Annotated in this window: 13 protein-coding genes; 11 read left to right on the top strand and 2 right to left on the bottom strand. The window is 36.5% G+C overall.

Going from position 1 to position 13,200, the window contains the following annotated elements; translation table 11 throughout:
• The 3 genes from J7E67_RS26465 to J7E67_RS26455 form a co-directional block, all read left to right on the top strand.
• A partial coding sequence (locus J7E67_RS26465) for a DUF2309 domain-containing protein (RefSeq protein WP_214733161.1) occupies nt 1–2,534 on the top strand: 2,534 nt, incomplete at its 5' end.
• 188 nt (nt 2,535–2,722) lie between these two features.
• Nucleotides 2,723–3,088: a Na-translocating system protein MpsC family protein gene (locus tag J7E67_RS26460; RefSeq protein WP_214733164.1), complete on the top strand. Its 366-nt coding sequence runs from the start codon at nt 2,723–2,725 to the stop codon at nt 3,086–3,088.
• 99 nt (nt 3,089–3,187) lie between these two features.
• Nucleotides 3,188–3,658, top strand: coding sequence for a carbonic anhydrase (locus tag J7E67_RS26455; protein WP_214733160.1), 471 nt, complete (start codon nt 3,188–3,190; stop codon nt 3,656–3,658).
• 1,390 nt (nt 3,659–5,048) lie between these two features.
• On the opposite strand, the gene J7E67_RS26450 is transcribed toward J7E67_RS26455, so the two are convergent.
• Nucleotides 5,049–5,261, bottom strand: coding sequence for a hypothetical protein (locus J7E67_RS26450; RefSeq protein ID WP_214733159.1), 213 nt, complete (start codon nt 5,259–5,261; stop codon nt 5,049–5,051).
• A gap of 445 nt (nt 5,262–5,706) precedes the next feature.
• The gene (psiE, locus tag J7E67_RS26445) at nt 5,707–6,240 is read right to left on the bottom strand and encodes a phosphate-starvation-inducible protein PsiE (RefSeq protein WP_285291944.1); all 534 of its coding nucleotides are present in this window, start codon (nt 6,238–6,240) and stop codon (nt 5,707–5,709) included.
• A gap of 511 nt (nt 6,241–6,751) precedes the next feature.
• Between psiE and J7E67_RS26440 the strand changes: the two genes are divergently transcribed.
• The 8 genes from J7E67_RS26440 (at nt 6,752) to J7E67_RS26405 (ending at nt 12,280) form a co-directional block, all read left to right on the top strand.
• The gene (locus tag J7E67_RS26440; protein ID WP_214733158.1) at nt 6,752–7,273 is read left to right on the top strand and encodes a DinB family protein; all 522 of its coding nucleotides are present in this window, start codon (nt 6,752–6,754) and stop codon (nt 7,271–7,273) included.
• 209 nt (nt 7,274–7,482) lie between these two features.
• A complete protein-coding gene (locus J7E67_RS26435) occupies nt 7,483–7,980 on the top strand; it encodes a DinB family protein (protein WP_214733157.1) in 498 nt (165 codons plus the stop codon).
• A gap of 320 nt (nt 7,981–8,300) precedes the next feature.
• Nucleotides 8,301–8,993 carry an HAD family hydrolase gene (locus J7E67_RS26430; RefSeq protein WP_214733156.1) on the top strand — a complete coding sequence of 231 codons (693 nt, stop codon included), beginning with the start codon at nt 8,301–8,303 and terminating at the stop codon, nt 8,991–8,993.
• Nucleotides 8,986–9,669, top strand: a complete 684-nt coding sequence (locus J7E67_RS26425) for an HAD family hydrolase (RefSeq protein WP_214733155.1) — start codon at nt 8,986–8,988, stop codon at nt 9,667–9,669. Before J7E67_RS26430 ends, J7E67_RS26425 begins: the two co-directional genes overlap by 8 nt.
• 220 nt (nt 9,670–9,889) lie before the next feature.
• Nucleotides 9,890–10,531, top strand: coding sequence for a 5,6-dimethylbenzimidazole synthase (bluB, locus tag J7E67_RS26420; protein WP_214733154.1), 642 nt, complete (start codon nt 9,890–9,892; stop codon nt 10,529–10,531).
• Nucleotides 10,532–10,706: 175 nt separating this feature from the next.
• The gene (locus J7E67_RS26415) at nt 10,707–11,189 is read left to right on the top strand and encodes a YjdJ family protein (protein ID WP_214733153.1); all 483 of its coding nucleotides are present in this window, start codon (nt 10,707–10,709) and stop codon (nt 11,187–11,189) included.
• 306 nt (nt 11,190–11,495) lie between these two features.
• Nucleotides 11,496–11,690 (top strand): hypothetical protein, encoded by a 195-nt coding sequence (locus J7E67_RS26410; RefSeq protein WP_214733152.1) that lies wholly within the window; start codon nt 11,496–11,498, stop codon nt 11,688–11,690.
• On the top strand, nt 11,690–12,280 hold the full coding sequence (locus J7E67_RS26405) for an ATPase (RefSeq protein WP_214733151.1): 591 nt from the start codon (nt 11,690–11,692) through the stop codon (nt 12,278–12,280). Before J7E67_RS26410 ends, J7E67_RS26405 begins: the two co-directional genes overlap by 1 nt.
• Nucleotides 12,281–13,200 lie beyond the last annotated feature (920 nt).

Raw genomic sequence — 13,200 nt, 5'->3', positions numbered from 1 at the left:
AATCTGCTAGCAGCGTCATTGCACCGCTTGGGCCTATTAACACATTTGCAGCACGCAACCCTTGGGTAGGCTTGGAGGGAAAACCGTTTGAAAAAACTGTACGCTGGCTCAAAGATACTTGTGATGTGGATATCTACCCCAATGATTCCGTATTTCAGTCTGCAAAGGATCGAGGCGAGATTCATCGGGATTTTTTAGAAAAGGGGCTTCAACATTGGCTAAACTCACAGTCTTTGGAGTTGCCGCGTGAGGTTGCAGAGCGGTTTTGCCGGGCTGCACTTTTACAGAATCAACCATATTCAAGTACTTTGGAAGCACCTGAGTTAAAAAGCATGGCAAGAAAACTAAACCGTTTTGCATCCCAATTGACCGAAAAACATTCGGTCAAAACCTATAGCCAGCGCTTGGAACAGTTGGGAAAAGTGAATACAGCTCACGAGCTTAACCGCCATATTATCAAGTGGTGTAAATTGTTTTTGGATGAGTCTCAGGCTGTCTGGTCGATGCCTAACCGGGAAGAAGGTTTCTATCATGCGTGGCGGAAACTAGTCCAGCACGACCCGGCACTTAGCCGTAAGGTACGTAAACAACTAAGTGAGCTGCCGGAAGAAGCAGACGCTGCCTTAATGGAAGTTTTGCTTATTCTCGAAATTCCTTTTTCGGAAATCCAAGACTATTTTGAAGCACATTTCCTTGCTTTGCCGGGCTGGGGGGGAATGATGCTTTGGCGCTCACAGCAATCAGCAGAAGAAAGTTCACTGCTGCTTGACTATTTAGCTGTACGAATTTCGATGGAATGGGCTTTAGTTAAACCCTATCTTCCCTTGCCAGAAAAAAGAAATGATAAAGTAAATCTAAAACCATTAATTTCAGCCTGGGCGGAATGGGGGAACCTGCCAATCAATGTTTGGTCACAGTTATCCTCTACAGAAATAAAGGCACGTTTATCCCTTGCATATCGTTTTGATACGGTTCTGCGGAGTAACCTTTGGCTTGAAGCATGGGAAAAAACATATGAAGACCAATTAAAAACGATGATTACATCCCAACAGCCTGCTGTAGCGGCAGAAAATGTAAAGCCGGCACTCGCACAATTTGTATTTTGTATAGATGTGCGTTCAGAGCCTTTTCGCCGAAAACTTGAAAAAGCAGGAGATTTTGAGACTTTTGGAACAGCGGGATTTTTCGGATTGCCGATTGAAACCTGCGAGCTTGGCAGTAACCACACGCATAACTCTTTGCCGGTAATGTTTAAACCGCAATACAAAGTAAAAGAGTATTCATCAGAGTCTGAATCCTTTCAACAACGGCATCAGGCAGTCAGTTCATTAGGTTATACATTTAAAACGATGAAACATAATCTGGTTTCCAGCATGGTGCTTCCGGAAATTAGCGGTCCTTGGCTAAGCCTGCAAACGCTGGCTCGCAGCTTTATGCCGCAGAGTGCGGGCCGGATATTAAGTAAACTGCGCGAAACATGGCTGCACAAACCATCCACGGAACTCTCGCTTGACCATACGAACACATCGGAATCAGATCTGCAAATTGGCTTTTCGGTGAAAGAAAAAGTACACTATGTAGGGCAAGCTCTAAAAATGATGGGGCTAACCGATAACTTTGCACCGCTGGTGGTTATTTGCGGACATGGAAGTCACAGCACGAACAATCCATATAGTTCTGCACTCGACTGCGGTGCATGCGGAGGGGCATCAAGCGGATTCAATGCACGGGTGCTGGCAGCCTTGTGTAATCTTCCAAACGTAAGGAAGAGCCTTGAAACTGAGGGGATTATCATTCCGAAAGAAACCGTTTTTGCAGCTGCCGAGCATATTACCACACTTGATGAATTGCGTTGGCTTTATGTTCCGGAACTATCAGCTGAAGCTAAGGAAGCATTTAAACGTGTCCAAACCGCGTTGCCAAAGGTGAGTGAGGAAGCGAATGCCGAGCGGATTCTGCAATTACCAAATCTTGGGAACTATCTCAAGAATCCGAAGGCTGAGGCGCAGCGCCTTTCAGAAGATTGGAGTGAGGTCCGTCCGGAATGGGGCTTGGCGCGTAACGCCGCGTTTATCATCGGGGAACGCCGGCTGACCCAAGGCTGTAATCTGGGTGGAAGAGTTTTCCTCAATAATTATAATTGGAAGAAGGATAAAAACGGTGCTATCCTCGCCAACATTATTTCCGGTCCGGCAACAGTAGCTCAATGGATTAACCTGCAATATTATGCATCTACTGTTGCCCCTCATTATTATGGCAGCGGGAATAAAACAACCCAAACCGTGACAGCCGGTCTCGGGGTCATGCAGGGGAACGCCAGTGACTTATTATCCGGACTTCCCTGGCAGTCTGTTATGAAATCGGATGAAGAGGCATATCATGAGCCACTGCGTTTGCTGGTGGTCATTCAAGCACCGAGGGACTATGTGAAACGGATGCTGGACCACGATCATGCCTTTCATCAAAAAGTGAAAAACGGATGGATTCGGCTTGCGTCCATTGATCCGGAAGGACACTGGGAGAGTTGGTCTTAACCTCTTTCCCAGTTTATATATATGTCCTTGTGTGAAGGCTGCTTTTCTTTCCGGCGCTTTTGTAGCAATGGTACATAGATTTCCGAAAGAAAGTCGCCACATGGGAGGAAAAGATTGTTTTTTTAGAATATTATAAGCAATATTTGGCCATCTATGAATGTACTTTGAAAAAAGGAAAAGGAATCGGTATGGAAAAAACAAAAGGAACACTTGAAGCTGAAATAAGCAAAGCTTTAACACATTGGGAGAAAAATTATCTTGGACGAGGCTCCGTATCTGTTAAATCGGATATCTTACGGGATATGGTGATTGTAATACTCCACGGTATACTAACTCCTGCTGAATATACAGTATGTCTGGATAAAGAAGGATTGTTATCAGTAAAAGAACATCGCAACAGTTTAGTGGAATCCGGTCTGGATGATTTAAAAGAAATTATCTTAACGATAACAGGGGAAGAAGTAGTAAGTTTTCACACCGATATTAGTACACAAACTGGAGAACGAGTAATAGTCTTTAAGCTTTCCAGTGATTTAGAAAGCAAATTATGTTAAAAACAAAAGGATAAGTTCAAGACTTGCGCATTTTTCATATAAGAAAGAGTCAGGAAACTTATTTGGAACAAAATTCAAATCATTAATGGAGTGAATTTAATGTCTAGAGATGAAAAGAAAAAAGTACTATTTGTGATTGGAATGGAGCAGAAATTTGAACGATTCATTAAAGAAGAAGCCAATGTCAATCCGGAAAACATGATCATCTTACAAACATATCAGCCAGTCGTTTCACACCCTTTCGACGATTTAATGAGGGACATCATTATTGCTGTGTATCAGGATAATGTTGAGGAAATCGTTGTGGTCTCCACAAATGATTATCAAAAGAATACTGGGGATATACTGAACGAAATATATAAAAACAAAGAATTACAGGACAAGATTCAAACATTAGATTATCTTTTTAAAAATTGCATGCCGGAATTTCCTGAGGGTACGGTAAGTGTATGGCTACAGGGAGGCAAAACTTTAACGGATGGCGTACAAAAAACTGTCAACATCATACGCAATCATCCGCTGCTGCCGTCACATGTTAAGGTCCAAGAATTATATATTGATCAGGGATGAAAAGCTATCAGAAATTTTCTAAGAAACTATTGCCAATGTATATAATGAAATAAAAGTCTTAATTCCTCCAATTATAGGGATTAAGATTTTTTGTTTTGTATTTTAATTATTGTTACAGTAATTAAACTATTATTGAAATTATTTTGATAGCCGCTGCTCATATATTCTGTATCTTCTAACTTATGTGAATGGAGAGGTGAGCATGATAGCCTCGATGGGCGGAGCCAGTCATTGATAATGCTGGCAAAGTCGGATATTCCTTTCTTAGCGTACAGGAATCCGGCTTTGTTTTGTAACAAGTAGGCTTAGCGTATAAAATCCGCATTTATCTTAACTATGAAAATCAGGAGTATTTAAAGTATTCAAAAACGAAAAATTGAGTGAAAACTTACTTTGAATACTTGATATCTTAACTCAGTAACAAATGTATTCAACGTATTCAATGTAGTGATGTCTTGACACTGCGAAAACAGCGAATAGCTTTGTCTAGAAAACAATTTTCTAAATGAAGAAATTACACGTTTACGGGAATACACTAATACACTTAATATCGATTTACCAAACTTTACTTCGAAATTAGACTTTCTATTCAGGGATACTCTTGAAGAGGTATGGTAATGATTATCTTGATCTTCCGCAATCGGGCGCTTTAATGGAATAAGGATCACAGAAATGATCAAACTTTTTTATAAAAGAATGATTCAATTAAATATATTAAAAGCGTGTTTTGATCAATCTTTTTTCAAAACACGCTTTTTCTATTTGCTCTTTTATCAAGGTTTATAGAGTTAATTTAATCAAACTTTATTTCAAGGTAACATTGGTAACCGTCATCAGTCGATTTATCCAGAAATTGCTTGCATTGGTACCTTTGTAGCAAGCCACTTTGCGGTCTATGACAGCTACCCTGTCACTACCCCTTAAGGATTTAAAACTTATCAAATACACTTATCAAAATTATATAAATGGGATATTTTTGAAGTGTGGCCCTTAAAACCCTGAATCGTGCTCCGTACCCTTTATATATACATATAAAGTAAAAACGAACCATAGGGAAAGATGTGGCGTTAAGGATGAAAAAATTTTTGACTTAGTAGCAACTATTGGTATGATCGGAGTTATAGCAAGATTTACTGGTATTCATTTATTTGAGGATAATTATTTTTGGTTTGCAGCGATATTCATAATCGGCTTTATTGGAAGATTTATTGGTGGAAAATTAGAAAAGAAAAACAAAGATAACTAACCATCTTAACAAAATAAAAAAATAAGTCCCTGAATCAATTACGGGCTTATTTTTTTTATTACCTCGATCGACTTTTCTATATTTTATCAGCTATTTTTGTGCATGATGTGAAATCAAACGTCAGATATACCCTTATGGGTAGATTTATAAAGAAGCTCTACCTGAATTATTTAAATTATTCTTGATTTTTATTACAAGTACTTTATTTCCAGGAGTTTGTTTTTTAGGAATAAACTTATGATATTTAACATTTAAACTATTTAAAGCATCCTCAATGTAAAATTCTTGGTCGACGTCCGTTAAGGGGATCTTTAATTCACCTTTTTCTTTCAGGATCGTCAGTTTTTCTTCATACATTATCATTATGATCACCTCGGTATTTCAATTCGAATGTAGCTGTCATTTTTATAAAAATACGACAAGCATCGTAATAACTCCTTATTGTGAAGCCCTTCCGATAAATTGGATTATACTCTAATTGGGGTACAGCTAGCAAAAATGGTAGGTGCTTGTCATTCTTAGAATTTCATAGTTTATAAACGTATACCTTTATAAACACAGTTTTACGCTTACGGAGTAATGGATGGAAAACGTGTCGATATCATGATTATGGAAAAAGTATTGCTGTAATCGTCTGGGGATAAGGAGAGGACAAAAATGATTTTGATTTAAAATACAATTTATGGAAGTAAATAGCCGATTCTCCTTACGCTAAGGACAATCGGCTGTTTTTGATGAGAGTTGGAATTATTCAACATCTTTTTTGTTAGAAGCAGTATTCGCTAATTTAAGAAAAACTTCATTAATGTTTTTCTTCCGACCCATTACTGTTCCGTCTTTCACGAGGAGTTAAATAAATGATGAAATACCCAATAACTAGAACCAAAATCGAAAGTGAATAAAATAATGTATATACTGGGTGATCGTGATCAACAATAATGATTCTTACTAATGCTGTTATGCCGATATAGATAAAATATCTAATCGGGAAATGGTATCCTTCTTTAAAGTATTTAACAATCATCGTAATAAACTCAAAATATAAAAAAAAGATAAGAATATTGGCAAGAAAAAGCTTATAGTCCTCGCTGCCTTTTTCCTGCAAAATTTGACTGAAAATGATTAATTCCTTTATTAATAAAAAAGAAAGGATAATGGCTAATAATACGAGAGAAATGTTCAATAACAATTGGAGAACCTTAGAGATAAGGTGCCAGTGAGCTGTCCCTACAGTTTTCTCTTCTACAATATGCGGCTTCCATGTGTCTATATAGGCTACGGGTGAAAACTCCTCTAAATCTTGTTTATCATCAATAGTCATTTGATAATTTTCCATTTCCTTCCTCCCCTCAAAAATTTTTAATGGAGCCACATTTATGATTATGATTATGATTATGATTATGATTTAATAAATTGTTCTTGCCAACTAATTTGTAACATATTATGACAGATAATTTTGAATATTTTAATTATATATAGTTTTTGGTAATCGTCATCAGTGGATTTATTCGGTTGGTATTTTTGTTGTAAGTCACTTTGCGGTCTATGACACGAACCCTGTCACTCCCCCTTAAGGTTGTCTTTTTTGCTTAAGCAAAAGGCAGTTTGAAAAAATTTTACCCCTCTCAATCGGGGGCTTTAATCAAAGCTCCTTTTAATTTTTAGTCATTCGTTTTCTACTATCGATATTCAAGAATAGGGCGCAATTCTGCAGCAAGAATTGTGCTCTTTCTTTATGTAAAGGGCCATATAGTTGAAGATCTCATCAGATAAGTAATAAAATATTTAAAGGAATAATTCATTCTGATAAAGAATATTAAAAAATGTGATGGTAAGGAGGCGATTGTATGGTTAATCATGTAGAAAATCTATATAACTATCATGTATGGGCAAATCAACGGATTATTGATCATCTTAAGACACTTTCTCCTGAGAAATATCAAAAGGAAATGAAAAGTGTCTTTTCTTCTGTTTCAAAGGTTTTGTCACATATCTATTTAGTGGACTATGGATGGCTTAATATCCTCGAAGGTCAGAATATGAACGAAGCAATGCAATCTTCATTACAACTTCAAGAAAAGATAGAGAAACTGCCCATTGAAGACTTAGAAATGGAATTCCACACTTTATCAACTCGGTTTAAATCCTTTTTGGAAAGTCAGGAGGATATAGAAAAGAGAATAATGCTGGATAATCCATGGGCAAGTTTAAGAGAAACAAGTCTATCTGAAATGATCTTACATGTTGTGAATCATGGAACCTATCATAGAGGGAATATTTCAGCTATGTTGCATCAATTGGGTGATTCTTCAGTTATGACTGATTATGCTTTTTATTGGTATTCTGATAATGTGATTCATCAGAAATAGGTAAGAGAAGAGTAATCCATTTTTTCTTCAAAAAGGTGACGTTTGTTGAGAACGAGATCTGTTTACACAGCACTTTCTTTCAGCTAACGGATAGCTTTAATCAAACAATTGTTGATCTAAAATGATCTGACTCTTCTATGATATTTAACATTACCAGCTAGAATAAGTTAATTGCTTTTACAATACCCCATAAGGGAGGAGAGGAATTTATGGTCAAAAAACTGATCGTCGGCGACGCAACGCATGAACTGGCCACTACGCGCCGCATTCTGGAACGCTTGCCCGAGGAGCATATGTCGTGGAAGCCGCACGAGAAATCGATGACGCTCGGCGGGCTGGCCACGCACCTGATCAACCTGCTAAACTGGCAAGTCGCGATTTTTCAGTACCCGGAGTTCGATATTTCGACCGTGCCGCTGAGGCGCGAGCCTTTGGAAAAACGCGCTGACGTTCTGGAGGAGTTCGACGCAAACGTCGGCAAGTTGGAAAAGCTGCTCGCCGAATGCGAAGAGAAAACGCTCGGCGAGGAATGGACGCTGCGCCACGGCGACCATATCATCCTCCGAGAGCCGCGGGCGATCGCGCTCCGCACCTTCGGATTAAGCCACATGGTTCATCACCGGGCGCAGCTCGGGGTTTATTTGCGGCTTCTCGATATTCCGGTGCCGGGCATCTTCGGCCCCTCGGCCGACGAGGAAGCCCAATGAATTAAGTTTCTCGATCCAATACTCGCCAAAAAGTAGTAGGGCACCGGCATGACCGCCGGTCCGCTACTACAAGGGACAAGAATGATTACAATCCTTGATCACTAACAGTTGAGGATTTTTAATTGAACAATACCAGTTAATATCAGCTTTTTGGAAAAGGGCGCAATTCTGCAGCAAGAATTATGCTATTTCTTTATGTTAAGGGCCATTTAATGGAGTAAGGATTATAGTGTAAATTGACAGTTTAATAAGACTTCGAACCTTTTTGAAATTCTTTTGATAAAATTAAGGTGGCATTAGATACTAGAAGGGAGTTTAATATGGACAAATATAAAATAATCTTATTTGATTTAGACGGAACACTTTCAGACCCAAAAGTGGGAATTACCAAATCGGTTCAATATGCATTACAAAAGATGGATATCATCGAGCCAGATATTGACAAACTTGAATGTTTTATTGGTCCCCCACTACAAGTTTCATTTGCTGAATATTATGATTTTGATGATGAAAATACACAAAGGGCAATTGATTATTACAGGGAAAGGTTCAAAGATAAGGGTATGTTTGAGAATAAGTTATATTCAGATATTCCTTTACTATTAAAATCATTAAAAGAACAACAATATACTTTAGTTGTTGCAACTTCAAAGCCTACTGTATTTTCTGAACAAATACTAAAGTATTTTAATATTGACCAGTATTTTGAACTTGTTGTTGGTAGTAATCTTGATGGAACAAGAACATCAAAAACTGAAATTATTCAATACATAATTGATAAGTACAATGAGCATATGCTAGATGATTTTATTATGATTGGTGACAGAAAACACGATATTATTGGTGCAAATAATACTGGTATAGACTCTATTGGAGTAACTTATGGATATGGTTCATTTAAAGAATTAAGTGATTCTAACCCTACACATATTGTCAATAGTGTTGACGAGATAAAAGATATTTTAATAGCAAGTAAAGTTGTTTCTTGGGGTGAGAGTGTAAAAAATGATTAAAGCAGCCATATTTGATTTAGATGGAACTTTGTTAAACAGAGATGAGTCAGTAAAAAGATTCATTGACAACCAATACGAGCGATTGAATAAATGGGTAAGTCATATACCAAAAGAGAAATACACTACAAGATTTATAGAACTCGACAACCGTGGGTATGTTTGGAAAGATAAAGTGTATCAACAATTAACTCAAGAACTTCATATTACTGGGATAACTTCAGAAGACTTACTTCAAGATTACATCAGTGAGTTTAAGAATAACTGTGTTCCTTTTGCAAATCTAACTCAAATGTTGGAAGAATTAAAAAGTATCAATCTCCTTTTAGGAATGATAACAAATGGTTATGGACAATTTCAAATGGATAGTATTAAGGCTTTAGGAATTGAAAAGCACTTTGATGTTATCTTGGTATCTGAATGGGAAGGAATAAAAAAACCTGACCCACAAATATTTAAAAGAGCCTTAGAAAAACTTAATGTATCATCTAAACAAAGCATATTTGTTGGGGACCATCCTAAAAATGATGTAAAAGCTGCTCAAAATGTCGGGATGAAAGGAATTTGGAAAAAAGATTTTCAATGGGAAAATGTTGAAGCAGATTTCACAGTTAATGATTTGGCAGAACTACCATTAATCATAGAAAATTTAATCAGACAAAATGTTGAATCTTGTTAAACGGGTATAAAAGGTCAAGTAAGTACGAACTGGATTCAAGAACCTTGATCTTCCACAATCGGGCCAGATTGTGGAGTAACTCCTTTAAATAAAATTGGATATCTATGTTAAAGTTTAGAAGAGATTGTGAAATTTTTACTTAGATGTAACGAAGCAGAATAGCTAAAAATGATTTATATTTAAATAGACGTTTTTAATAAAGCAAAAGGAGAGAAATCTTATGTTTTCTAATGAAGAAAGAGATTCTATTTATAAAGTTATTTATAACAGGAGAGATATTCGAAGTTTTTTGTCAACTCCTATCCCAGAAAACACGATACATAAAATATTAAACGCAGCTCATCATGCACCTTCAGTAGGATTTATGCAACCTTGGAACTTTATTTTAATTTCCTCTGACAAAGTTAAAGAAAAATTAGCTTGGGCAGCAGAAAAAGAAAGACAAGCATTAGCTATCCATTATGATGGGGAAAAAGAAATGAAATTTCTTGATTTAAAAATTGAGGGCTTAAAAGAAGCTCCTATAACTATTTGTGTAACATGTGACCCTACAAGAGGAGGTTCCCATGTATTAGGACGAAATTCAATTCCTGAAACAGATATTTTATCCACAGCCTGTGCTATTCAAAATATGTGGTTAGCATCTTGTGCTGAAGGATTAGCGATGGGGTGGGTAAGTTTTTATAAAAAGAATGATATTCGAGATATTTTAGAGATACCACCACATATTGACCCTATCGCTCTTATATCTATTGGTTACACTGATGACTACCCAGAAAAACCTATTTTAGAATTAGCTAATTGGGAAAAAAGGCGTTCTTTAGAACATCTTATTTTTGAAAATAAATGGGGAAGAAACTAAAGGTTTATTAAAGTAACAGGCGCATTACTTGAACAACGGTAATGCTTTTTTCTTCTTCAAGTAAACGGTAACGAGCAGCAGTCTAAGAGTTAAATGGGAAATTAGCCCAAATGCAAACCTATAGTATGTTAGTATTTAAGAAAAAGGTTAAATGGTATAATGGAGGTCATTTAATATGATTCGGTTAATAATTCAATTCGGTATTTCCACTTTATTACTTTTATTTTCTACTTCTGTTGCTTGGTATGAAGACAGTACAATTTTGGATAAATCTTTGGAATGGAGATACTCCACACCTTTTACACAGCTATTGTACGGAGAAGTTAGTGAGCCGAGTGAAATTTCACAATTGGATTACTTTGTCTATGCAGCTAAATTTCAACCCACTTTCCCTATTATTATGGTTTTGAGCAGTTTATATTTGTTAATCCTTATTGGGTATTATATTTTCCAAGAAGAGAAGAAGGGGCTTGCCTACTATCTATCCTTTTTAGGTGGAGGATTATTTATATTAAGTTATTTTACTTCTAATTCTCCAATAGTTGGTGGTCAAATAATGTTCTATCTTTTCTTAGTGTGTGGTGTATTTTGTATAGTAACTGCCTTAATGAACTATTATCAAATTTTAAACCGAACAAGGGTAAAGATTACAAGCTAAAATATTGAGCTAACGGCTGGCTTTAGTAAAATAATTGAGAAGCTGTTTTAGTAGCCTTAATACTCAGCAATCGGGCGCAATTGTTGAGTAACACAGGTAAAAAATAAGCGATCTTTTCGAATTCTTTAAACAAGAAAAACGTAAAGATGAAACCTTTACGGTAATCTTATCATAAAATTCGGGTGTGCTTGCTAGATGATTAAATAATCCTAGTAGAAATAAGCAGAGTAAGCCGAAATGGATCATGAAAGTGCTTAATAAATGTAGCTTGAATCTGATATAATTTTAGGAAAGGTGGTGTCCAGTATGTTAGAAGAACAAAACAGTGAACCCAAAAGAAAATATGCATGGGTTGGTAAGTGGGCAAAGATGACTGGGGAACGAGCAAGAATTGACGCAAAGGTTAACAACACATATATTGTATATGAAAAAAATGGAATGCTTGTAAAGGAATTTCCGAATGGGGATGTAATTCCCTTTAAAAAAGATGGTGAATTTTAATGCATACGTACCAGCCGATGTTTTTTGTATTTGCCGGTAATAATGGAAGTGGAAAAAGTACTCTCCGCAACTTAATCATAGATAAAATTGGAATTGACATAAATATTGACCCGGATGCAATCGCTCGAAGACTAGATTCTGAAAACCCGGAAAGTAAAAGGATTGCTGCTGGTAAGGAAGTTATTAAATCAGTTAAAAGGTACATTGAAGAAGGTAAAGATTTCTCAATTGAGACAACACTTGCGGGGAAAAATGCCATCAGACAAGTACAAAAAGCAAAAGAGATGGGTTATGAAGTGACTATGTTTTACATTGCTCTTAGTAATGTAAATCAAAATATCGAGAGGGTTGCAATGAGAGTCAAAAATGGTGGTCATCATATCCCAACTGAAGATATCATCAGGAGAAATACTACTTCTTTCAAACATCTTTACGAGTATGCAAATATCATTGATAACCTTATATTGATTGATAATAGTGAAGATAATGGGGAAATTGTCTTAGAAATAAATAATGGTATTATTACCTTTGAAATATCCCCCCTTCCTCAATGGGCGATTCCTATTATAAAACAATTTAAAGAAGATTAACTACAGTTTTAGAGCCCTGCATCTAAGTTAAACTCAAACACTGAAGCAATAATGATCTGAACCATCTTCCATTAAAGGGCGCAATTGCGGAAGAACGCAGCACTAAAAGATCAAACTTTTTTATAAAAACAAAACTTAAATCTACTAAATAAGAATCCATTTTGATCAAATCTTTTTTTCAAAATGGATTCCTTTTATTTACCGTAAAATACGGGTTTGTGAGGTGCTTTTGGTCAATAAAAGGCATGAACATATTTGATATGTCAAATATGTTCATGCCTTTTATTTAAATATCCTTGACCCACATTATCTAAAGATAACACCTTGGTCCGCATTGTTAAGAGGCGTGGTGGGTTCTGTTATTATTATCATATATCCTTTAAATGTTTTTGTCAAAGAATACTAAGAGCTGTAAGGAGAAAGGTAAAGGACGATATAATGGACAAAATTGGAACTAAGTCGATGTTTTATGAAAATTGGGGTAACCTGCGGGTCCAATAAAATAAGATCAACGCATTTGAGCGGCTTTAGAATAAAGAAACTTCTACAAATAGATAGGCCAAGTACAATCTTTTTTGTCCTTGGACAAGTTAGAGGGAGAAGAGTATTTTCTCTCTTTTTTACTTTAATTAACTTTGCGTTAAATCTTTCTTTAACGAACAGTTGTGGAATTCCTGGTTGTGTGATACTGAGCCCCCACCATTAAACAGCCAAGGTCCAGTGTAAGACGGGTCAGGCCAAGAGTGGTTCATGCTTGGCTGTGTTTCAGACCAATATGGATGAGTAAATACTTCCACTGATGTACTCGAATTGGTTCCAGGTGCAGCTAATATTATATTATTGGTTGAGCCCCACCTGGTGTACTCGGCTGATATATGGGCTTTTTCTTACCCTTTAAGATTGGCATTGTAGGAGTTCCA

This window comes from Bacillus sp. ISL-46 (assembly GCF_018613205.1).
Note: the sequence above shows the minus strand (reverse complement) of the source record. Positions and strands in the feature narration are given on the sequence as shown.